We start from the raw sequence: 23,969 nt of genomic DNA, 5'->3' as shown, positions 1-23,969 counted from the left end.
TTTTAGTGTAGCTTTATTATAAAAGTTCTGATAAGATTTTTTCAAACCCCCAATACTTTTCAACTATTTTAGGAAATCCTTCATCAATAGTATACTTTCCATTACTATAAGAAAGTCGGATGTATTGAACACCTCTAATCATATAAACTTTTCCATTTGGTAATTTAGAAATAGCGTCAATTCCTAAACTAAATAGTTCAGGCAAATCAACACCTTCCCAATTATCAGTTAAGTTTTTAGGATATCCTTTATCAACTGTTGTTGCAGAATCATCTGAATAACGATAGTACATATTATTTTTAAATACATAAGTATGGTTATCATACAATGTAGCCATAGCGTCAAAACCATTTTTAAACTCTTGGTCTATGTCTCCCCATTGGTCGCCTATCGGTTTTGGGAATCCTTTATCCATTTTACTACAGCTTATATCAGAATACCTAATATAATGAGGTCCACTAGTTACATAAGTTTTTCCATTAGGTAAAGTTGCCATTGAATCAAATTTATCTGCAAAACTTCCAGCAGCATCTGTAAAACCCCAATTAGGAACTATTGGCTTAGGGTATCCTTCGTCTATTATACTGCCCGATGCATCTGAATATCTCACATACTTATTCCCTATAGTTAAATAAGTATATGGATATTTTCCATCTTTATTACTATTAGGTATGGTATTTAGGGAACCAATACCGTCAAACTCATTGAAATCAAAGTTTTTCATTTTACTAAGTTTTAAATTTAAAATTCGGTTGTTTACAATCTAAAAAACTGATAGTAGCTACTCAATCGAATATGCTTTTAGATTATTATTGTTGATTAGATTTTAATCTAATATCAAGGTAATTATCAACTAAATTAACTTTGATGTAAAATGTTGTGAATAGACTTTTAACTGTTGTGAATGGTTACAAAAATTGACATAAAATCATATTTATCTGAAATATGTTATAAAAAAGTAACTCAAAATAAATTTATTTAATTTTAGTAGAGGCTTCTCCTATTTCTTTTTCTATATTTTCAAGTTCTCTTATATAAAATGAATATTTATTCAACTCTTTAGTTTCAACGTACACATGCATTGAACTTAAACTTTCTCGAGCTTTAAATAATTTGTTTGATAAAGTATTATGAAGCTCATGAGATAACTTAGTTTTTTCATTATTCGCTAAAACTAAATTATTCTTTTTCCTTTGTTGGATAATCAAACATATAATTCCAACTATCAATATAAATAAACTTAAAAATCCAAGTTTTAAACTAATATTTTCTTGACTTGAAACTTCATTTTGAAGATTTAGTTTTTCAGTTTTTAAAAGAGATATTTCTTTATCTTTTTTAGTACTTAAGTGGTTATACCTATCTGCTTTATTGGTAATTTCAACTTTTTCTTCTACCAACTCATCCTTTAAATTGATATATTTTTTTAAATACTCTTTAGATTCTTTATTTGAATTTAAATTCAAAACCTTTTCTATAATTTTAAACTTAATACTATTATCCTCTAGATCAACAGCATAATCAAAGGCTTTCTTAGCATGTTTATCAGCTAAACTATAATTATTTGTTTTCTGATAATAATCACTAATATTTAGATGTATAGAACTTAACCCTCTAGCATTATTCAACTTTTCTCTAACTCTTAAAACTTCTTCATACTTTTTTAAAAGTCCTTTTGTTTTTCCTAAAGCTAAACTACTTACAGCATAGCCTTCTAAAAAATTGGCATACTCCTCAGTGTAGATATTTTTAAGATCTGGTATTTTTAAAGCAATACTAAAATCTTTAATAGCTCTTTCATGCTTACCTTCTTTCTGGTCTGAAAGTGCTTGACTTAAAAGTTGTTTTAAAACCCAGGGGTTTGAATCAGTTTTATTTTTATCCTGACTAAAAGTAATATTAGAAATTAATAGTAGTGAAAGTAAAATATATCGCATTTTCATAACAAGTTTGCTCTAAATATAATTGTTTAAAGCCTATTATAAAAATCTATAATATCAATTACCTACCTTCTTCTCTTTTTAAAGCCTTTACCTTTACTCCCTTTCGATTTATTCCTAGAATTTCTAGATTTAGGATTAAAAGTTGTAACAGCATCATCAAAGGTATTTCTAGTTTTACCAGCTTTATTTTTTCTCCAAGAAGTATCCTCAGGTAATAATTTTTTCAATAAATCATTACGTCCAACCTTCGTTAAAGTATCTTTAATCCACTTACGATTTTCCTTTTTATACCAAAAGAAAAACTTGTGTTGATCTTCTTTCTCCTTTTTGGTTTTAGGAGTTTTTACTTCTTTTAAAGTATATGGGTGATATCCACTATAATAAATTACCGTAGCAACGGTCATAGGAGTTGGAGTAAACCCTTGTACTTGCTCTAACTGAAATCCCATATCTTTGGTTTCTGCAGCTAAATTTGCCATATCCTCAGCTTCACATGCTGGGTGACTAGATATGAAATAAGGTATTAGTTGAAGTTTTAATCGCTTCTTTATGTTAATACGATCGAACCTATTTTTAAATAAATGGAAATATTTAAATGATGGTTTACGCATTAATTTTAAAACTGGATCAGAAGTATGTTCAGGAGCTACTTTTAAACGTCCAGAAACATGATTCGTCATTACCTCTTCCGTATAAGCATCTAACTCTTTCGGATCTGCATTTTTATTAAACTCAGGCACTAACATATCATGTCGAATACCACTTCCTATAAATGATTTTTTCACTTTTGGATGTGCATCTACCGCCTGATATAATTTTGTTAATGGTTTGTGTGAAGTATCTAAATTACTACATATAACCGGCGAAATACAAGAAGGTGCCACACACTTGTCGCAAATAGACTGTACTTTACCTTTCATCTTATACATGTTTGCAGAAGGGCCACCAATATCAGATAAATAACCTTTAAAGTCATCCATCTTAGTAACTGCATCAACTTCTTTTAATACAGATTCCTGACTTCTACTTGCTATAAACTTTCCTTGATGTGCAGAAATAGTACAAAAACTACATCCTCCAAAACATCCACGGTGAATATTTATAGAAAACTTAATCATTTCAAACGCAGGAATAGGTCCTCGTTTATTATATTTTGGATGTGGCAAACGAGTAAATGGTAAGTCGAAAGAAGCATCTATTTCTTCTTCAGTCATTGTTGGAAATGGCGGATTAATCATCAACTTTTTATCTCCAACTTGTTGAAAAATACGACGTGCATATAATTTATTAGACTCCTGCTCTATTACTTTAAAGTTAGAAGCATATGCCTTTTTATCTTTCAAACAAAGTTCATGAGAATTTATTTCTACATCTTTCCAATTCTTGTTTTTTGGTATTTTCTCTCCTTCTTCAATAAGAACTGCTGTTTGTTTAATAGTTCTTAAACTAGAAAACGGTACTCCTTTTTGTAATAGCTCTACTATTTCACGCAAAGGCTGCTCCCCCATTCCATACACCAACATATCTGCCTTAGAAGTTTCTAAAATAGTTGGTAATAATTTATCAGACCAGTAGTCATAATGAGTTACACGACGTAACGAAGCTTCTATACCTCCAATTAATACGGGTACATCAGGAAACTTTTCTTTTAAAATTTTAGAATATACAGAGGTAGCATAATCAGGTCTAAAACCTTTATCTCCATTTGGAGTATATGCATCTTTATCTCTTCTACGCTTACTAGCTGTATAATTACTTACCATTGGATCCATACATCCTCCAGTAACTGCGAAAAATAATCTAGGAACTCCTAATTTTTCAAAATCTTGTAAATTATCATGTACACTAGGTTGTGGTACAATTGCTACCTTTAACCCGTAACTCTCTAATATACGTCCAATTACTGCAGGACCAAATGATGGATGATCTACATATGCATCTCCACTAAAAAGAATTACATCTAATTCTTCCCATCCTCTTAACTTAACCTCCTTATTTGTAGTAGGTAACCAATCTGAAACTCGTCTAATTCTCATGCCGTTGCAAAGGTACGATGTTTTAATCGATATTACATATCATAAAAAGATGTTAAATAAGTAACAAAAACTGTAACATAACGTCTTTTGTAGATACTTATCAACTATAACAAAATACAATCATGAAAAAAATCATATTAGGAATAGCTTCGTTAGCACTATTAGCTAGCTGTTCGTCAACAAAAAAGCTTGCAGAAAGTAAGCCTTTAATAGAAACTACGATTGACATTACCAATGTAGTAGACGATAGAGTTAAAGTAGAAATAAATCCACAAAAAATAAAAGAATCAACTGTTGTATATCAAATTCCAGCTATAGTTCCTGGTACATATGCCATGAGTAACTATGGACAATTTGCTACAAATTTCAAGGCATTTGATTATGATGGAAATGAATTAACGGTAAAACAATTAGATCAAAATTCATGGCAAATTGATAACGCTACCAAAATGGATAAGCTATCTTATTGGGTGGATGACACTTTCGATTCTGAAGTAAAGCATGGAATTTACGTGATGGCTGGAACTAACATTGAAAAAGACAAAAACTTTTTCATAAACCTTCCTGGTTTTGTTGGGTATTTCAAAGGAAAAAAAGAAACTCCTTACCAAATTACTGTTGTACACCCATCAAACTTATATGAAACTTCTTCTTTAATTAATAAAAACACTACTAAAGAAGATAATACTAAGGATGTTTTTGTTGCTTCTAGATATGATGAAATATCAGACAACCCTATTATGTATGCTCCATTAAACTCTATTAGTTTTAATGTAGATGGTATTGATGTTACTTTAGCTGTTTACTCTCCTAACAATGTGCATTCTGCAAAAGATATGGAAGCAGATTTAAAGAAAATGGTGCAAGCACAAAGTAATTTTTTAAAAGGATTTAAAACCACTAAAGAGTACAATATTTTATTATACTTATTTGACCCTAAAGTTTATAACTGGAGTAGTTTTGGAGCTTTAGAGCATCTTTCTTCAACTACAGTTGTATATCCAGAAACTTACACTAAAGAACAATTAGCAGATGGTATGATTAATGGAACTATTTCTCATGAATTTTTCCATATTGTATCTCCATTATCTGTACATTCAGAAGAAATTCATAACTTTAACTTTAATGAGCCTAATATGTCTAAACACTTATGGATGTATGAAGGTATTACAGAATACTTCGCTAATTTATTCCAAGTAAATCAAGGATTAATTACACCACAAGAGTTCATATCTAAAATGCAAGGTAAAATTTCTACTTCTAAGCGTTTTAAAGATGATATGTCTTTTACTAAAATGAGTAAAAATATTTTAGATAAAGAATATGCTGCGAACTATTCTAATGTATACATGAAAGGAGCATTAATTGGAATGTGTTTAGATATTATTTTACGTGAAGAAACTGATGGTAAATATGGTTTACGTGACTTAATGAGAGATTTATCTAACAAATACGGACAACACAAACCTTTTAAAGATGATGAAATTATTGCTGAGATTGTAAAGATGACAAACCCAAAAGTTGGTGCATTCTTTGCAAATCACGTAGAAGGAGCTACTCCAATCGATTATACTAAATATTTAGATAAAGTAGGTGTAAAAGAAGCTACAAAAACTATGAACTCTGCATACTTTATTGATGCTAAAGGACAACCTTTTATTTCAGTAAATAAAGACAAAAAAATATTTTTCACCCCAAGAACTAACTCTGCGTTAACTGCTTTAGGAATAAAAGCAGGAGATATCTTAGAAGCTGTAAATGGAGAAAAAGTATCATTAGCAAATATTCGCCCAGTAATAGGTCAAACAATGCAATGGAAAGCTGGAGATAAAATAGCTTTAGAAGTTTCTAGAGATGGAAAAATACTGAAACTAGAAGGAGATTTTGTACAACCAACTTACGAAAGTTCTAGCTTAGTGTTAGAAGAGTTACCAGCAAACAATGCTAAAACAACTTTAAGAAATGCTTGGTTAAAAAACTAATAACCAAATCATTTACAAACTAAAAGCTGCCAATTGGCAGCTTTTTTTATTTTTCTATATTTGAAGAAATCAACATACATAACCATGAAAAAAAACATATTGCTTTTAATCGCATTAATTACTTCCCTTTACTCTTACTCTCAAATAAAAAGTGATAAAATTACACCTCCTCAAGAAGGCAAATCTGTAATTTATTTTTTAAGAACAACCTCTTTAGGAGCTCTAATGAATATTAGATACTTTAATAAAGGAGAATATCTAGGTCGATTCAATGGTAGAAACTACATAAGATATGAATGTGATCCTGGGAAAACTTACTTTTGGATTAAAGCTGAAAATATTGATGTTTTAGAAGCAACTTTAGAATCTAATAAAATTTATTTGGTTGAAACCAATGCTGTAATGGGAGCATTCTCTGCTGGCGCTAAATTTAAAATTGTAGATTTTAACAGTAAAAAACAGGTAAAAAGAATAAACAAATTATTAGCAAAGAAAGATGCCAAAAAGTTTAGTGATGAAGAATTGAACAAGCAACGAGAAAAAATGGAAAAGACAATTCAAAAAAGTATGAAAAAAGTCCGTTCAAAAATGAAAAAGGGAAAATTTAAAACTTTAACTGGCACGATGAATTATACAGCTGAATAAAAAAGGAGAGCTATTAGCTCTCCTTTTTTATTTAATCATTCAATATTATATGTGGAACTTTATCAACATCCCAATCAATAACCAACCCTCCAGCTAAAGACTTCGCAATTTCTTTTCCATATAAATATTCACATAAATACAAAGCAGCTTCAAAAGATTTTGCACCCCCAGCCGAAGTAATATATTTTCCATCGTGAACAAATAATACTTCACTCATTATATCTAAATTAGGAAACATAGCTCGCATTTTCTCAATATCAGATGGAAATGTTGTTGATACTTTTCCATTTAAAACTCCAGCTTTAGCCAATACAAAAGCGCCATCGCAATGAGAAGTAACAAACTGAGCTTCTTTATCAACTTTTTTCACAAAATTAATTAATGCTTCATTTTCTAAATCGGTATCTAAATGATGTTCAGCACTAGGAACAACCAAAATATCTATTTTAGGCAAACTATCTTTTAGATAATTAAAATCAGGTAATATTCGCATGCCTTCAAATGTTGTAATAGGCTTATCTGTATCAGCCACAGTGAAAACATTCATCGGTTTAATTCCTTTTCTAAAAATAGTATGTTGAAAAATATCAAACGGAGCTGTCAATTCTGTATTAAAGGTTCCATCCATAATTAAAAAAGCAACATTATATCGATCTGGCTTTATTTCAGGAAATACTTTTTTTGTGACTACTTCTTTTGTTGTTTTTTTGGCTACTGTATTAGTACATCCTAATAACATTAAAATAGAAATACTTAAAACTAAAACTCTCATAAAATATATTTTAAAGCTAAAATATTAAATATTCATAGTTAAACCGCATCAGTTTTTTATATTTACCTCCTAAACAACCAAATAACGTTATGAAACTTTACTTAAAGCTATTTTTAGCTGTTTTACTTACTTCAGTAAGTTGTACTAAAAAAACAACGCCTAACAAACCTAAAACTTCAAAAAATGATTCTTTCGTAAAAGACAATTACACAAAAAAAGAAGTACGTATTACTATGCGAGATGGAATAAAGTTACATACAACTATCTATTCTCCTAAAGATACTAGTAAAACATATCCAATATTATTACAACGTACACCTTACAGTTGTAGACCATATGGAGAAGATCAATTTAAAAACAAAATTGGTCCTAACTTAAACTTAATGAAAGAAGGTAATATTATTGTTTATCAAGATGTTCGTGGTCGTTGGATGAGTGATGGTGTTTATGATAATATGCGTGCTTATATTCCTAACAAATCAGAAAAACAAGCCGATGAAACTACCGATACTTACGATACTATAGATTGGTTGGTAAAAAATGTAGCGCACAATAATGGAAAAGTGGGTACTTGGGGAATTTCTTACCCTGGACACTACTCTACTGTGTCTACTATTGATGCACACCCTGCTTTAAAAGCAGCATCTCCACAAGCTTGTATTGGTGATTTCTTTTTTGATGATTTTCATCATAATGGAGCTTTCTTATTAAGCTATTTTAAAGTAATTCCATTGTTTGGAACCTATAAAGATCAACCAACAGATTCTGCTTGGTACTCTTTTGCTGATATGAAAACACAAGATCAGTATCAATTTTTCTTAGACAAAGGTCCTTTAAAAAACTTAAATAGTTATTTTCAATATGATAAGTTAGATACAAAGTCTCCTGGTAGTGAAAATAATATCGATGATTTCTTTTGGAAAGAAATTGTAAATCATCCAAACTACGATTCTATATGGAAAAGTAAAGGAATTATTCAACACTTAAACAAAGTTCCTTCAACAGTAGCAACAATGGTTGTTGGTGGTTGGTTTGATGCTGAAGATTTATATGGTCCATTAGAAACTTATAAAAACATAGAAAAACACCAACCTAACAATTATAATACTCTTGTATTTGGTCCTTGGGATCATGGAGGATGGTCTAGAAACAAAGTAGCTAATAAAGTAGGAAACTACTATTTTGGTGATTCTATTTCTTTAAAATTTCAAAAAAATGTAGAAACTAAATTTTTCAATCATTTCTTAAAGGGAGATGGTTCTAAAAATAGTGGTTTACCAGAAGCTTATGTTTTTGACACAGGTAAGAAAGAATGGAAATCATACGATGTTTGGCCACCAAAAAACACTCAAAAAGAGACTTTTTATTTATCAGAAAATCAAGAATTGACTTCTACACAAAACGGAATAGAAAAAATTAATTTTGTTAGTGATATCAAACGTCCCGTTCCTTATTCAGAAGATATTAAAACTGTATTTACACCTCGTAAATATATGACAGACGACCAGCGTTTTGCTGCTAGAAGACCAGATGTATTAGTTTTTGAAACTGATGTATTAACTGATGATTTTACATTAGCCGGTGATATTTTAGCTAAATTAAAAGTAGCTACTACGGGTTCTGCTGCCGATTGGATTGTTAAAGTTATTGATGTACATCCTCACGATTTAAAAAACGACAATAAAGAAATGCAAACACATTTAAAACTAAGTAACTATCATATGATGGTACGTAGTGAAATAATGCGTGGTCGTTTTAGAAATAGCTTTGAAAAGCCAGAGCCTTTTATTCCTAATAAAAAGACTTCTGTAAACATTAAATTACAAGATGTATTTCACACGTTTAAAAAAGGGCATAAAGTGCAAATTCAAATCCAAAGTACTTGGTTTCCTTTAATTGACTTAAATCCTCAAACATATGTAGACAATATTTACAAGGCTGACGAGAAAGACTTTAAAACACAAACACATACGGTATTTACCGATTCATCTATTAGTTTAACTGTTCTTAAAGAATAACTATGAATTGTAAAAACTGTAATGAAGTTTTAGAGGTAAATGATCACTTTTGTGATAACTGTGGGGCGAAAATAATTAAAGAGAGAATTACTTTTCGTTTTTTAATGGTTGAATTATTTGCTGTATTAGGTTTTGATAGTTTGTTTTTTAAAACTTTGAAAAAGACACTTCAAGCTCCTCAAGATGTATTAAATGAATATATGAATGGTGTAAGACGTAGATATGTAAATCCTTTTGCTTATTTAGCTGTGGGTGCTGCTTTGTCTTTAATCATTTATAATTTTTTCTCTGAAGACTATATAAGGATGCAAGGGAGTCTTAACGAATCGCAAGTAAAGGAAATTAAAGAGACTGCTAATAAAGATCTTTCAAATGTTAAAAATCTATCAGAAAAAGAATTAAGGAGAATTAAAGCCCAACAACAGATAGCTAAAAAACAAATTCAATTTATGAATGGTTGGGTTGGATTTGTTTTGAATAATTTTAATATAATGACTTTTTTATTCCTTCCTTTTTATGCATTAATGAGTAAACTTACTTATCCTAAACCCTATAATTATGGTGAGCATATAGTAATGAACGCATACATACAAGGAACAATGATGTTTATTTCTATTATTACTTTCTTTTTAGCAATGCTTATTCACCCAGTTGTTTTTTCGGCTAGCTTTTTCTTAACAATAGTATATTATCTTTATGTTTTTCATAAACTATTTAAACATAATTTTTGGAGGTCATTTTTAAAACTACTTAGATTTATTCTTGTTCTAATTTTATTAGTTATTATACTTGCGATTATTGGAGGAATAATCGGACTTATAATTGGTAAGTTTTTCCCTTCAGTTATTCCTTCTTAAAAATATATTTTATTTATTTTAAATATTTTAGAAAGTCTTTTCTTTCTATTTCATGAGCACCTAAACTAGCTAGGTGCTCATTATATACTTGACAGTCTATTAATTGATATCCACAATTTTGAGCTAAATGAATAAATGCTACTTTACTCATATTACTCGCTTTACTGAACATACTTTCGCCACAAAAAACTCCATTGTTTAAATCAATTCCATACAAGCCTGCAACCAACTCATCATTTACCCAAACTTCTATAGATTTTGCATGGCCTTTTTCATGTAAGTTTATATAGGCATGTTCCATTTCATTAGTTATCCAAGTTCCAAATTGGTCTTTTCTATCAATATTTCTGCAATTAAAAATTACATCTTTAAATGCTTTATTTTCAGTAACTGTATAATTTTCTTTTCTCAAAACCTGTTTCATCGATTTTGATACTTTGACATTTTCTGGAAATAATACCATTCGTTGCCATGGTGAATACCAAATAATAGGTTCCCCTTCATTATACCAAGGGAATATTCCGTTTTGATATGCATAAACCAAACGTTCTAAAGACAAATCACCACCTATAGCTAAAAGTCCGTCTTCTGTAGCTAACTCATATGGTGGAAATTCTATTTTATCGGAAAGCCAAATCATACTAAAACAATAATAAACCTAATAAATAAACAGTACTACCAACTACCATAGCTATTAATGTATAGGGTAATATTTCTTTTGCTTTTAACTTAGTAATTCCTAATAATGGTAGTGCCCAAAATGGCTGTAACATATTTGTTATTTGATCGCCATAAGCTAAGGCCATAATTGCTTTAGGTAAAGGAACACCTAATTGTAATGCACTTTCTACTACTATAGGACCTTGTACTACCCATTGTCCTCCTCCACTAGGCACAAAGATGTTTACCAATCCCGAACTAAAAAAAGTAAAAATAGGTAAAGTAGTTGCTGTTGAAATAGACACAAAAAAACTAGAAATTAAAGTTACCATTCCTGTGCTTTTCATAATTCCCATGATCCCAAAATAAAGAGGAAATTGAATTAATATCCCTGATACATCACTGATTGATTCTCCAACTGCTTTGCTAAACTTTTTTAAGCTTCCATGCAACATAATCCCTAGCCCTAACATAAAAAAGTTAATTAGATTCGGCGTTATTTTTAATTCTTTAATTTCATCAAAATATCGATATGAAAATGCTATTAAAATCAAAATTCCAAACACATAAGCTAATACTTTAGATGTATCTAATTTTTCTGCTTTTGTTATTGCTTTTTCATCGACATCCATTTTATACTCTGGTAAATCTATTTTAGTTGGTGATGCTTTTTTTCCTAAGAAATAAAAAGTACTAGAAACCGCTAGTAATACGATTAAAAAAATAAGCAAATTCCACCAGCTAAATACAGTTTGAGAATAATCTATAATATCAGGTATTTGGGCTAAAACACTTTCTGATGATATCGAACTCATGATACCTTTAATGTGTCCGTTTTCATTAATTTTTATAGGTGCAGATCCTGAAATTCCTCCATGCCATACCATTAAACCTACATAACCAGCAGCTCCTATAATTGGATAATTTAACTTAATATTATTCTTTTGAGCATGTTCGGCTACTTTACGAGCTAAAAGCGCTCCAAAAATTAAACCTAATCCCCAATTAAAAAAAGCAACTAACATCGTCGTACAACTAACAATAGCCGCACTATTTGCTGTATTGGTACAATATTGCGTTACTCTTAAAATTAAATTACTCACAGGTTTACTTAATACTAGTACATGTCCTAGTACTAATATCAGCATCATTTGGTAAGCAAAGACCAATAGATTATTACTCCAAACACCTTTTTCCCAATACTTTAAAACTTCTAAAGAATAATTCCCTACAGAAACGTCAATAGGTTTGGTAAATATTAAGGCTAAAATTAATGTGACTAAAGTTAATAGAATAGCAATGGTAAAAGGAGATGGTAAGTATTTTTTAAATACGTTTTCGATAACCTGAGTAATCTTCATAAAACTAAGTTTGTTTTGCTAAAATAAACAAATCAAGCAAACTTTATTAAGGCATATTTTTATGACTTCAGGATGCTCTTGTTCTATAATAATTTCCACTTATGAGTATTTTATTTCTCTTTTAGCGAGTAAATCAAAATTTACCTAGCTTTGCAGCATGGTAAAAGAACTTCAACTACGAGTTAATTTAATAGAAGAAAGAAAGGAAGATATCTTAAAAAAGAAAGCTTCTAAAAAGTTAGAAATTAATATTGCTTCCATCACAGCAATAAAAGTTCTTAGAAAATCTATTGACGCCCGTAAAAAAGATGTTATTTTCAATTATAAAGTAGCTGTTTATATTAACGAACCTTTACCAGAAACTCCTGATTATGTTTTCGATTATAAAGATGTTTCTAATGCAAAAGAAATTCATATCATTGGTTTTGGTCCTGCAGGAATGTATGCTGCTCTTCGTTGTATTGAATTAGGTTATAAGCCTATTGTTTTAGAACGTGGTAAAAATGTACAAGATCGTCGTAGAGATTTACGTGCTATTAATCAATTCCATGATGTTAATGAAGATTCAAATTATTGTTTTGGTGAAGGTGGAGCTGGGACTTATTCTGATGGAAAATTATATACACGTAGTTTAAAGCGTGGTGATGTTCGAAGAATATTTGAAAATTTAGTATACCATGGAGCTACTGAACAAATTTTGATTGATGCTCACCCACATATTGGAACTAACAAGCTTCCTAAAATTATAAAAAACATACGTGAGAATATTTTAAAATACGGTGGTGAAGTTCACTTTGATTCTCGAGTTACCGACTTTATTATTAAAAACAATAAACTACAAGCTATTCAGTTACAAAATGGTACTGAAATGACTGTAAACTCAGTAATATTAGCTACTGGGCATTCAGCTAGAGATATTTATGAGTTATTACATAAAAAAGACATTTTATTAAAAGCTAAATCATTTGCAATGGGAGTTCGTGTGGAGCATCCGCAAGAAATTATTGATCAAATTCAATATAGCTGTACCGGTCAAAGAGATGAATTATTACCAGCTGCTGCATATAGTTTAGTTCATCAGGTAAATAACCGAGGGGTTTATTCTTTCTGTATGTGTCCTGGTGGTTTTATTGTTCCTGCAGCTACTGCAAATGGTGAAGTTGTTGTAAACGGAATGTCGCCATCTCGAAGAAATAACAAGTTTGCAAATTCTGGGATTGTTGTTGAAATTAACGTTGATAAAGACTTACCTAAATATGAAAAGTTTGGAGTACTTAAAGGGCTTCAATATCAAAAGGATTTAGAAAAATTAGCGTTTAATGCAGGTGGTAGAACTCAAGTTGCACCAGCACAACGTTTGACAGATTTTGTTGAAGGTAGATTTTCACACTCTTTAAATGAAACATCCTACCAACCTGGACTAAATTCTTCTCCGATGCATTCATTACTTCCAAAATTAATTGGAAGTCGATTACGAAAAGGCTTTGCTGCCTTTGGTAAAAAAATGCATGGATATTATACACATGAAGCGAATATTATTGGGGTTGAATCTCGTACCTCATCTCCTGTAAACATTCCTAGAAAAGATAACTTAGAACATCCGCAAATAGCTGGTTTATTCCCTTGTGGAGAAGGTGGAGGTTATGCTGGAGGTATTATTTCTGCTGCCATGGATGGAGAACGCTGTGCTGAAGCTGCAATTGCTAATTTATAATTAACAATATTTCTTTGATTTATCTGTAATTACCTTGTATTTTTGCCCCTTCCAAAAGACTTTAGAAAATTAAGTAAAAGAAAGTGGAGAAAAAAAGAAAGAAAAAAAAGAATAAACCTCACGTTAAAAGACTACATACCTACTACCAACGTACAGGTTTTTATATGTTTATATGGGAAAGTTTGAAAAAGGCTTTCTGGCCAATAGTGGGGGCAGTTGTAGGTATATATTTATTTAATAAATACGTTTATAATATTAATGATGGTTTACAAGCCATGACCGAAACTTTTTCTAGGCTTGGTGTTTTAGTTACCTTCTTTATATCTGAAACAATCTTAGGATTAATTCCGCCAGAAATTTTTATTGCATGGTCTAAGAAAACTGCTAATCCAGTTTTAAACTTATCTATTTTAGCAACTTTATCATATTTTGGAGGTCTTACAGCTTATTTTATTGGTAGAGCTTCTTTAAAAATTGAGTCTATTAGAACTTATTTAGAAGTTAAAATGGCTAAAAACCTTAAAAATACTAGTAAATGGGGAGGATTTTTAATTCTTGTAGGAGCATTATTGCCTTTACCTTTTGCTATTAGTTGTTTAACAGCTGGTATGATTAAATATCCTTTTAGAAACGTAGTACTATTTGGTTTATTCCGTTTCTTGCGTTTTGCCATTTACGCATGGGCAATTTTTAAAATGGTTAACTAATTAATATATATTACTATTATGGGTGGATTATCTAACAATGATGTTTTTAAAAAATTGAGAGTAGCTCATAAACTACGAGATACTGATATTATTGAAATTTGTGCTTTAGTTGACTTTAAAGTTTCTAAAAGTGAATTAGGAGCTTTTTTTAGAAGTGAAGATCATCCAAAATACATGGAATGTGGAGATCAAATTTTGAGAAATTTTTTAAATGGTTTAATCATTCATTTAAGAGGTCCAATGCCTGAAAAGAAAAAATAAAAACAATAAAAAACCTTCTGATAATCAGAAGGTTTTATTTTTCCCCTTAAATTCCCCTTCCAGTTAAAAACTGGACGAAGATGGTACAAATATATATTGATGACTTAGATAAAAAAACGGGATTTCCGCAATAAAAAATGCAGATTTCCGCAAAATGCAAAATTATTTACATAAGCTATTGATAATTCCATTTAAAAGCATTAAAAAGGGGCTGTCTTAACAGCCCCTTTACTTTTTATTAAAATTTGGAATATTTATTTAACAATTAATTTACGTTTCTCTCTTTTTCCATTTACTCTTAACTCATAAACATAAACACCTGTTTGAAGTTTACTTCCTCTTACTTGACCATCCCAATTTACTTGGTGTTTAACATTACCTTTTACTTTTCCAGCTATAAAAGTATGTAACTTTTGGCCTAATAAATTATATAAACTAAGATCTACATATCCATCTTTAGAAATACTAAAACTAATTTGAGTATATGAATCGATTGGATTTGGTACATTTTGAGATAATGATAACTCATAATTATTACTCGATACATCTTCTCTAGATTTTAATGTAAATTCATAAGGAACATTCATATTTCCTAACGTTTTATCTACAATAAACTCTTCTATATTATCTAAATCAAATAAATTAACTCCATCATATAGTTTGAAACTAACTTCCTCTTGGTTATTACTTCCAACTCCAATATAATAATGATATTCGTTATTAATAAACTCCGATTTAGAAACTCCTCTTAATTCACCATTAACAAATGCTAAAATAGTTTGTGCTTTTGATGAGTCTAAATTTTCATCAGCTATTACACCATTCAAATACATAAAGTTAGCATACTTATTAATATCTATTTTAAGATCTAAGTCTTTATATGACGGTGTTTCTTCTAACTTACTTGATAATTCTTCAACAGTTTCTACTTTAGATTCAGCATTTCTAGCCATTAATCTTGCCTCTCCACTTTTAACAATACCTGAGTAATTAATTGCTCCAGCATTTTGCGATTTAAAGATATAACCTAATCCAGGAGTTAAGTGTGTTAAACTACCTCTCCATCCTTCAGAAGTTGAATACTCTGCAAACAATCCTCTTCTTTCAATTCTATCTCCTTCACTAACGTTTGTTGATGTAAATGATCGTAATGCATATCCTGTACGCTGTAAATCATTAGGATAAAATGGAATCGCATTTCTTGTGCTTCCACCGTTTATAGTTAAGTTAGTATCTAAGTTAACTGGAACACCACTTATTTCAATATATTTAACATCTTCGTGTGTAGGTGCTACATTTACTAAATAAGCTTTTGTTACATCAATTTCTGTTAATCCTCCAGTAAAAATATTGTTACTTCCTAATACCGCTACTTTATTCTCTAATAAATCAAGAATTTGAGAATTAACTGGTAGTCCTTTAATCGATGTTAATGATAATTTATTTGATGCTTGGTTATCTTTTAAATTAAAACTTAACTCTTGATATCCTGATACTACTGGTATTCTACGAGTAACTTTATTTCCTACTGTAAACTTTACAGGAGCTGAATTTGACCCTATTGTAGCATTTGAATTAAAGCTATAGTTCTCAACAATACCTTCATACTCGGTACATTCTGAAGCATCCCATACTTTAAAGTTTAAAGCAGCTGTTTCTCCAATATTTCCAAATACTGTTAAGTCTACCAAACCATTTGCTCCTACTTTTGCATATCCTCTTATTTGATTTCCTACATAAGCTTTTACAACATCGTTTATATCTACAGAGTTTTCTGAGTTAATAACTAAATTACCTTTCATATTCATTGAGAATGGATAATTGTTTTCAAAACCAGCCTCAACTGTTGGTTCTGGACATTTAACCGTAACCTCAACCCTAAAGCTTTCAACTCCTAATTTTACACCTGTATTTCTATTACTAGTTTTAATATAGATTGTTGCTGTATGAACTCCTGGATTTAGATAATTCTTAACCTCAAACTCCAAGTCTCTATTTGTTTCTGTAGCTCTAATTATATTTAAAGCATCTTTATCTGGGTTTGCTCCTTTGTTTACACTAAACCAAACTGGTAAATTTTCAAAAGTATAAGCTACATCTACTCCTCCTTCTTCATTTATTAAATCTACATAATCAATTGTTGTTGCTTCTCCTTGATTTTGACTTATTGAAATATTATTATGACTCCATTTTAACTTACTTCTATTTACAATAAAGCTCCAAGATGTTTTATCTATTTTATTTCCTAATGGATCTTCTAATTTTTTATCTTTTACAAAGACCGTTAATCTCGCTCCTTCTACAAACTCTAAATCTGAAATCTTCATATTAAAATTAATAATCGTATTATTTTCAGACATTGTTGTTGTAAACTGAATATCATCAACCATTTTTGTTTTATCTAATGGTGCAGCCTCTTCATTAGTAACAAAATCAATTCCTACAGCTGTTGTTCCTTTAGCCGTTCCTGTAAAATCTTGAATTGCTTCATCTGGTTCTCCATCTACTCCTTGTTTTGCCAATGTATTATTATTAAATACAAAATATGCTTCCAAGGTATCTTCATTACCTAATAATTGATTTTTAAAATTACTAGCTATTTCTAATGGTGTTCTAGCCGATTGCCACAGTCTCATTTCATCTAAAGATCCCACAAAAGAATCTGATAACACCATAGGAGAAATTACTAAATTCTCTGTATTGGTTTCATTTCCTATAGTTGAAATATTTCCTGAACCAACTTCTCCACCATTGAAATAAATAACAGCATTTCCATTAGTTTTATCATATACTACAGCAACATGTGTCCATGCAAATGGTTGAATTCCTCTAGTAGATTTTACACCATCATTTGTTATTATTTTACCATCTGGCATTAATGAAACATGATAGTTTTCTCCTTTTTGAATAATTGGAATGTTAGTTCCTGAAGGATACTTAGATGGATTTACCCACATCTCAACTGTTAACTTATCCTCTAAGTTAAATTTATCATTATGAGGAATTGTTATTAAATCGGCAACATTATCTAGTTTAACAGAAGTTAATGGTTTTGGTACACCTCCTAAAATCCCTCTCATTGCTAATGAATTTAAGTTTACAGTAGCTGGGTTTATAGGTGCTGAGAATTTTGCTGAAATAGTTCCTGTTGTAAAAATTCCACCATCATCTGGTGTTGTTAATACTAACTGAGGTGCATCTCTGGCAATCTTTCCTTTTACAAATGGTGTAGGATTCTTTCTATTATTAGGATTATCTGATCCTCCATCGCCACACACTGGTACAATTCTAAAGTTGTATTCTCCATTTGTTAATGCAGATACATCCGCACTATACTCTACTTGATCTGTTTTAGAATTCAAGTGCGCTTTTAAAGTCTGTAGATTTAATTTCTTTAAAATTTTAGGTGTGTTATTTCCTTTAATAGTATACTCTAAATCTACTGAGAAATCTTTATCATCTGGCATTCCTTTTAACTCTGGAATTCTAAATGTAAAATCTAATTTCTTTTTATCAGAACCATTTACAATCCAATCGTCCTGTGGAGCATCTGCTGTAATTTCCTCTACACAAGCCCCAGTAAAGTGAGCTGTTACTAAGATTTCTGCATAAGGTTTAACACCTACTTCATTATATTCATCAACTCCATATGAACGATATCTATCTCCTGTTTGCTCACATTCTGAATACATTTGTATTTTGATATTCTCATATGATATTTCAGAAGGAGCATCAGTTCCTCTTGAGATTCTTAACTGTGCTTTAATTTCATTCTTAACTCCTGTTGGTGAACTCGGATCTAAATCGAATACAAATTTTGAAGATGTTGTTGGTTCAAAAATAGGCGACTCATTTAAATTCACCACAGCTCCTAATGGATTTGAAGCTCCAGCCATACCTACTATATAAGTTTTTCTGGTAGCATCTTTTGCAATTTGCGTATTTCGTAATGTTAAGTTAAATAAAACTGACTCATCACCAGTTCCATAACCTACTACTTTATCTACAATTAATTCTACTCCTTCTCTAGGTACTGTTCCTGATTCAAATGGACAAGAACTTCTTCCTCCATTTGTCAAAAACATTGGAGTATCATATTCAGGGTCTCTTCTTATTAATACATCAAAATGATCTCCTGCATCATCATCATTTAAAGTAAAACTATCTACTCTATTGTTTCCGTTTTCATCAGTATCTGTTCTACTATTAAAGTTATGAACTTTTGTCTGGTTTTCTAACGTAAGTCCTACTCCAAAAACTGTAAAATCTGTTGAAAAACTAACTCCTACGTATGGTCCTCCACTAAACGAATTTCCTGTACTTTTTGTTTTCCCTCTAGATAATGTATAACTAATTTCTGTTAATGCATCAAAAGTAATACGTTGATCTAATGCAGATGCATTTAATCCTGCTCCACTTTGTTCTACATCATTATCGTTAGTAAGCTTTTTAGTTGTTGAACTAAAGTTTGGTGCACTATCAAAATATGCTTTCGTTCGCTTATCATGATTCTTTTTAATAATAGCATTCCATCTAGAAATTTGATGTAAATAATTAACTATATCCTTATCTTCTCTATCTTTTGGAGTACTTGCTAATAACTTTTCTAAAGTCCCTTTTAAATCTAGATAATCTCTGTCTTTAGGTGGACTTACTATGTTATTATTTTTATCATATTTAGCTATTGCTAATTGATATAAATTAGGTATTACGATGTCATTTAAACTTTGTTTTGTATAAGCAAATGGTGTAATTGTAGATGGTTTTGCTACCTTACTTGAGCTTTCTACTACTGGCGAACATCCGTTTAACTTTAATACTTGCCCTGTTCCAAACGTAATTACCTTAGAAGTACCTATAAATACATCGGCATCTTCACCTACATAAGTTGGATCTGAAGGTGTTGAAATGGATTTTTCTAAGGTTACTGTTTCAGAATTACCACTATGTCTTACATAATCGAATTTTCCTCCTATTAATCCTTTAGTATCACTACTTGTTTGAAGTGCTGGATTTACAAAACCTGCCACAGTTCCAACTCCTAATGGCGCTGCAACAACTCCTGTTAAAATTTGTTTTTTAAACTTTAATTTAGCTCCAATTGAATTGTCTATTTCTAAACCAATTCCATTTTCTGCTGAAAAAGAATATGAATAGGTAGCTCCTTTAGCTAAAGTTGCAGAACTGTTATCTCCTGGAGGATCGTGTAATACAAATCCTACTTGTGGTTCTACTAATGTAAAATCTGAATTTCCTTGACGAGCTCCTAAAATAATTGCTTTTTTAGTTACTGATGCAGTTCTTCCATTATGACTTGCTGAGATTAAAAAGTTTCTTGTATGATCTCCTAAAAAGTTTGGCGATGATACTTGTGTAATGATTTCTAACAGTCCCTTACTTAAAGTAGTTCCTGATAAATTACTATCTGATAAAATAGCATCTCCTCCAAGTGTTACCTCAGCTCCTTCAACTACACATTTATTTGCTCCATACCTTTCAAAAACACTAACATCCATTTTAAATCCATCATGAGAATTAAATGTATAGCTTCCATCACATGTACTATTGATTTGCTCTCCAACATAATCTCTCATATTACCTACATCTCTAACACCTGCCATGTCAAACTTAAATAACTCTATTTCGATTTCTATAGGGTTTCTAAATTCGAAATCATAAATTACATTACTTCTACGTAAATCTATAATAGGGCTATCTAATTTTCTATTACTATCAACATTGGTAATCTCTACTCTATATTGACCAGGTAATAAATCATTTACTGTAAATACTGTTGCATTATTATTAAAGTTTGCTACACTAATTGTTTTTTCAAACTTTGGAGACTCAATATCTGTACGGACTATTTTTCCTGTCCAAGCTCCCACACTATTATTACATGGAACTACTATGTTTCCTATAAAACTACGACGCGTAGTATTTTCAAAATTCACATTTTGTAAAGGCTCTTCTAAAACTACTTCATAACTATTTCCTTTAGGGTTTAAGCTTTCATTGGTAGCCTTATATGTATACTCTACTTCTCTAACATATTGTTTATGCGTAGTATTATCAAACTTACATCCTCCTTCAAACTGTAAATAGTTATTTTCTAAATCGCTAGTAACTAAATTAATTGCTTTAGTTCCATACTTTTGATCAAAACTATACGATAATGTTAATTGAGATTTTTCTGTTGTAAGATGTTTACCTTCTCTTATCTTAACAATATCTTCTTCTTCAAGTGTTGTAGTTCTATACTCTAATAAATCTAGATGTGATTTTGAAAAGTTAACATACTCACCTGCTTTTTCTTCTGCTCCTACTACTAAACTACCAGCTATAGCTAAGCTACTTAAAGCTGTGTTCTTCCTCTTATTATTTACATAAAGCGACATTGTTCCTTTTGCCTTGTCGAAATTTATACTGAAGAAAGAAAATTGTCCTGGACTATTTGTTGGCAATGTTTCCGATAACTTTACTTCAGTTCCTTTATACACTTTTAACGTTGTATTATTAACTAACTTTAAACTTAAAGTTCCCCACTGCAAAATTGTTTGAACTGCTGGAATTTCCTCTTCTGTATTTGTTCTTAAAAATGGCCTGATGAAACCTGACCAAACAAAACTTTCTCCTTCATTAGTAATAGATTTAGAAGAACTAGCATATCCTGTTTTTCCATCAAAAGCTAAACTTCCTTCATTTAAACGCTCTTCATTTGCTAATGATAATCTAGCGCTAGGTGTAATAATATGTTTTCCAGGAGCTGTTTTAATAGCATAAGTTCCCGTATTATCTGTAGTAACTTTAGCATCTTCACTACTTTGAATTACTGAACCATCTACCTCAATTGAAGTTCCTCTAATTACTGGATATAATTCTTCTCCTACTTTGTACGAAATAACTCCAGTTACTGGTAAACTAGATACATCGTTAAAGTTTACAGCTGTAACCTCAGCACCATTTAATCTTCTTGGCACACCTACCAATCTGTTTTTTGGTAAAAATTCAAATCTTGGTTTTGATGGTGTTACTGTATATTCAAACTTATTATCGTTATTTGTTACACCTTGAATTCCGGTATTTAATGTATTAAACTCATAATTTCCAGTTTCATTGGTATATGTAGCATATGTTATTTGTGGCTGTTCTTCTGCTGCTAAATGTTCTAACTCACTTTCAGTTTCTGCTATATACTGTCCTCTTCTTGTTGGTGAATAGTTAAATGCTTTATGTGTATCGTTAAAATCAAAACGATAATAAGCAAATAAACCTTCTACATCTCCTCCAATTATATGATTTGAATATTTACTTATCTCTAATGCTGTTCTTGGTCTATCCCATAAACGAACCTCATCTAAATAATACGTTACATTCACTGTTTCATTTAAAGAAAATGCATTTACACTACTTAAGTTCAAGTTTAGTAAAGTAGCTGTACTAGCATTATCAATAGGATTTCCATCTTCATATAACGTTCCACCAGAAGCACTAAATACAAATGCATAATGATGCCAATTTGCATCTGATGTTCTTGTTCCTTCTAAGTAATTAGTACCATTAACTTTTACTATTATTTTATTTCTCTGAAGAACTAACTCGCTATTCCCTACTTTTAAAATCTTATTTTCTCCTTCCGATGCAGTAGGAGTTTTATACCAAAATTCTAATGTAGCGCCTCCTTTAGCTTTTCTAAAGGCATCAATATTTTTTATTAATAACGGCTTTTTTCCTTGTACAAATTTTAAAGCTCCTCCTGGGTTTATATTTCTATCTGCAATTGCTTCTACTTTTGCATATTTCGTAGCTACATTTGACGATGTTTCAATGATTCCGCTTACTTTTCCATTTGGCAATACAAATCCTACATCTTTTCCTGATAATGTTGTAGCTCCATTTTTTTTAGCTTCAACTGTGTATTCGTATATTTCGTTTGGTAAAATTCCTCTATCAACGAAAAACAAAGACTCTGAGGGACTTCTTGTTTCTGTATCTTTTAATGAATGTACTACTGTACTCGTAGTTCCAGCTCTTAAGTTTCTTCTTTTTACATCATAAGCCTCAACATTTCTTACATGTTGCCACTCTATTAAAATACCGTTTGTACCTGATAACAATGGATTGTCTATACCATTTCCATCACTTGCTCTAACAATAATTTTATTCAAGTTTAATATAGGATGTGCTATATCTGATCCTATTCTTCCTATTGCATTTGTTTTTAAATTTGATGAAAATTCTGCCTCTTTTACTAAATTATCATCTGGAAAATATTCATATAATAAATTTTCCCATGAGACAGAAGTTAAAACATTTCCTCCAAAATAATCTTCATTTTTATAGTTAGTATTGGTATAAACTATTTCTAAACCATTATTTTTTAATTCTGATAATGAGTTTTGAGTTTCTTTATAAAAAGTTCGATACTGTTCATCTTTTATTTGATTTTTACTCTTTACATTCGACCAACCTCTATATTCTGCTAAAAACAAATCGGTTTTCTTATCACTTGAAAAATATAATTCGTGTACATCAAAAGTAAGTTGGTTATTAAAAAAGTATTCATCACCATCTATATATACTCTTAATTCATTGAATTCTTTATCTAAAGTAATAGCATAATGATGCCATGTATTTTTAAATAATTTATCACTAAGTAATAAGTTTCCTACCTGTTCATTATCGCCTACTTTTAAAGTAACTTTATCTTCTTCAACACTTAAAGTAAACTCTTTAGTACCTGTTTCTAAATTTGAAAATTGCCAATTTACAGCTTCAGTATTCCCTGAACTTGCTGTATTATGCATTCCCCAAAACTCAATGGTTGCTTTTTTATTTATTCCTTTATCTAACAAACTTTTTAAGCTTGTTTCCGGATTAAATACCCTGCTATACTTTCCCTTACTTTGTAATTGTAGTACTGCCAAATCATACGATTGTTGAGCGTGTACAAAAGAAAAAGAATGCAATAATGCTATGATTAAATAGCCTAAAATTTTATTTTTTTTCATCG

Annotated in this window: 14 protein-coding genes; 7 read left to right on the top strand and 7 right to left on the bottom strand. The window is 30.5% G+C overall.

Annotated features, from left to right (window positions below; all coding sequences use genetic code 11):
- Positions 1–16: 16 nt before the first annotated feature.
- The 3 genes from MHN29_RS01765 to MHN29_RS01755 form a co-directional block, all read right to left on the bottom strand.
- Complete coding sequence (locus MHN29_RS01765; RefSeq protein WP_235273318.1) at positions 17–724, bottom strand: hemopexin repeat-containing protein; 708 nt, start codon at positions 722–724, stop codon at positions 17–19.
- A gap of 250 nt (positions 725–974) precedes the next feature.
- Complete coding sequence (locus MHN29_RS01760; RefSeq protein ID WP_235273319.1) at positions 975–1,937, bottom strand: hypothetical protein; 963 nt, start codon at positions 1,935–1,937, stop codon at positions 975–977.
- A 68-nt stretch (positions 1,938–2,005) separates the two neighbouring features.
- On the bottom strand, positions 2,006–3,979 hold the full coding sequence (locus MHN29_RS01755; protein WP_235273320.1) for a YgiQ family radical SAM protein: 1,974 nt from the start codon (positions 3,977–3,979) through the stop codon (positions 2,006–2,008).
- 122 nt (positions 3,980–4,101) lie between these two features.
- On the opposite strand from MHN29_RS01755, the gene MHN29_RS01750 reads away from it, so the two are divergent.
- Together MHN29_RS01750 and MHN29_RS01745 are read left to right on the top strand one after the other, a co-directional pair.
- Positions 4,102–5,961: a peptidase M61 gene (locus MHN29_RS01750; protein ID WP_235273321.1), complete on the top strand. Its 1,860-nt coding sequence runs from the start codon at positions 4,102–4,104 to the stop codon at positions 5,959–5,961.
- Positions 5,962–6,045: 84 nt separating this feature from the next.
- Positions 6,046–6,606 carry a hypothetical protein gene (locus tag MHN29_RS01745; protein WP_235273322.1) on the top strand — a complete coding sequence of 187 codons (561 nt, stop codon included), beginning with the start codon at positions 6,046–6,048 and terminating at the stop codon, positions 6,604–6,606.
- A gap of 31 nt (positions 6,607–6,637) precedes the next feature.
- Here the strand turns inward: MHN29_RS01745 and MHN29_RS01740 are convergent, their stop codons facing one another.
- Positions 6,638–7,378 (bottom strand): DJ-1/PfpI family protein, encoded by a 741-nt coding sequence (locus MHN29_RS01740; RefSeq protein ID WP_150900508.1) that lies wholly within the window; start codon positions 7,376–7,378, stop codon positions 6,638–6,640.
- 89 nt (positions 7,379–7,467) lie between these two features.
- Between MHN29_RS01740 and MHN29_RS01735 the strand changes: the two genes are divergently transcribed.
- Both MHN29_RS01735 and MHN29_RS01730 read left to right on the top strand, forming a co-directional pair.
- On the top strand, positions 7,468–9,396 hold the full coding sequence (locus tag MHN29_RS01735) for a CocE/NonD family hydrolase (protein ID WP_235273323.1): 1,929 nt from the start codon (positions 7,468–7,470) through the stop codon (positions 9,394–9,396).
- A gap of 2 nt (positions 9,397–9,398) precedes the next feature.
- Positions 9,399–10,253 (top strand): DUF3667 domain-containing protein, encoded by an 855-nt coding sequence (locus MHN29_RS01730; protein ID WP_235273324.1) that lies wholly within the window; start codon positions 9,399–9,401, stop codon positions 10,251–10,253.
- A 13-nt stretch (positions 10,254–10,266) separates the two neighbouring features.
- Here the strand turns inward: MHN29_RS01730 and aat are convergent, their stop codons facing one another.
- The gene (gene aat, locus MHN29_RS01725; protein WP_235273325.1) at positions 10,267–10,893 is read right to left on the bottom strand and encodes a leucyl/phenylalanyl-tRNA--protein transferase; all 627 of its coding nucleotides are present in this window, start codon (positions 10,891–10,893) and stop codon (positions 10,267–10,269) included.
- Position 10,894: 1 nt separating this feature from the next.
- Positions 10,895–12,274, bottom strand: coding sequence for a short-chain fatty acid transporter (locus tag MHN29_RS01720; protein ID WP_235273326.1), 1,380 nt, complete (start codon positions 12,272–12,274; stop codon positions 10,895–10,897).
- A gap of 157 nt (positions 12,275–12,431) precedes the next feature.
- On the opposite strand from MHN29_RS01720, the gene MHN29_RS01715 reads away from it, so the two are divergent.
- From MHN29_RS01715 to MHN29_RS01705, 3 genes are all read left to right on the top strand, one after another.
- The gene (locus tag MHN29_RS01715) at positions 12,432–13,988 is read left to right on the top strand and encodes an NAD(P)/FAD-dependent oxidoreductase (protein ID WP_235273327.1); all 1,557 of its coding nucleotides are present in this window, start codon (positions 12,432–12,434) and stop codon (positions 13,986–13,988) included.
- Positions 13,989–14,071: 83 nt separating this feature from the next.
- Complete coding sequence (locus tag MHN29_RS01710) at positions 14,072–14,695, top strand: YqaA family protein (RefSeq protein WP_150900514.1); 624 nt, start codon at positions 14,072–14,074, stop codon at positions 14,693–14,695.
- An 18-nt stretch (positions 14,696–14,713) separates the two neighbouring features.
- Positions 14,714–14,956: a DUF1456 family protein gene (locus tag MHN29_RS01705; RefSeq protein WP_150900515.1), complete on the top strand. Its 243-nt coding sequence runs from the start codon at positions 14,714–14,716 to the stop codon at positions 14,954–14,956.
- A 254-nt stretch (positions 14,957–15,210) separates the two neighbouring features.
- Here MHN29_RS01705 and MHN29_RS01700 read toward each other — a convergent pair whose 3' ends face one another.
- The gene (locus tag MHN29_RS01700) at positions 15,211–23,967 is read right to left on the bottom strand and encodes a LamG-like jellyroll fold domain-containing protein (protein WP_235273328.1); all 8,757 of its coding nucleotides are present in this window, start codon (positions 23,965–23,967) and stop codon (positions 15,211–15,213) included.
- Between the last annotated feature and the right edge of the window lie 2 nt (positions 23,968–23,969).

The sequence above is a fragment of the Tenacibaculum sp. Cn5-46 genome (genome assembly GCF_022347705.1).
GTDB lineage: Bacteria > Bacteroidota > Bacteroidia > Flavobacteriales > Flavobacteriaceae > Polaribacter > Polaribacter aiptasiae.
Note: the sequence above shows the minus strand (reverse complement) of the source record. Positions and strands in the feature narration are given on the sequence as shown.

Bases quoted from the DNA above. Each gene is read 5' to 3' on its own strand.
- MHN29_RS01740 (WP_150900508.1), bottom strand. From the start codon at position 7,378: ATGAGAGTTTTAGTTTTAAGTATTTCTATTTTAATGTTATTAGGATGT.
- MHN29_RS01730 (WP_235273324.1), top strand. From the start codon at position 9,399: ATGAATTGTAAAAACTGTAATGAAGTTTTAGAGGTAAATGATCACTTT.
- MHN29_RS01735 (WP_235273323.1), top strand. From the start codon at position 7,468: ATGAAACTTTACTTAAAGCTATTTTTAGCTGTTTTACTTACTTCAGTA.
- MHN29_RS01765 (WP_235273318.1), bottom strand. From the start codon at position 724: ATGAAAAACTTTGATTTCAATGAGTTTGACGGTATTGGTTCCCTAAAT.
- MHN29_RS01760 (WP_235273319.1), bottom strand. From the start codon at position 1,937: ATGCGATATATTTTACTTTCACTACTATTAATTTCTAATATTACTTTT.
- MHN29_RS01745 (WP_235273322.1), top strand. From the start codon at position 6,046: ATGAAAAAAAACATATTGCTTTTAATCGCATTAATTACTTCCCTTTAC.
- MHN29_RS01750 (WP_235273321.1), top strand. From the start codon at position 4,102: ATGAAAAAAATCATATTAGGAATAGCTTCGTTAGCACTATTAGCTAGC.
- MHN29_RS01715 (WP_235273327.1), top strand. From the start codon at position 12,432: ATGGTAAAAGAACTTCAACTACGAGTTAATTTAATAGAAGAAAGAAAG.
- MHN29_RS01720 (WP_235273326.1), bottom strand. From the start codon at position 12,274: ATGAAGATTACTCAGGTTATCGAAAACGTATTTAAAAAATACTTACCA.
- MHN29_RS01755 (WP_235273320.1), bottom strand. From the start codon at position 3,979: ATGAGAATTAGACGAGTTTCAGATTGGTTACCTACTACAAATAAGGAG.
- MHN29_RS01705 (WP_150900515.1), top strand. From the start codon at position 14,714: ATGGGTGGATTATCTAACAATGATGTTTTTAAAAAATTGAGAGTAGCT.
- aat (WP_235273325.1), bottom strand. From the start codon at position 10,893: ATGATTTGGCTTTCCGATAAAATAGAATTTCCACCATATGAGTTAGCT.
- MHN29_RS01700 (WP_235273328.1), bottom strand. From the start codon at position 23,967: ATGAAAAAAAATAAAATTTTAGGCTATTTAATCATAGCATTATTGCAT.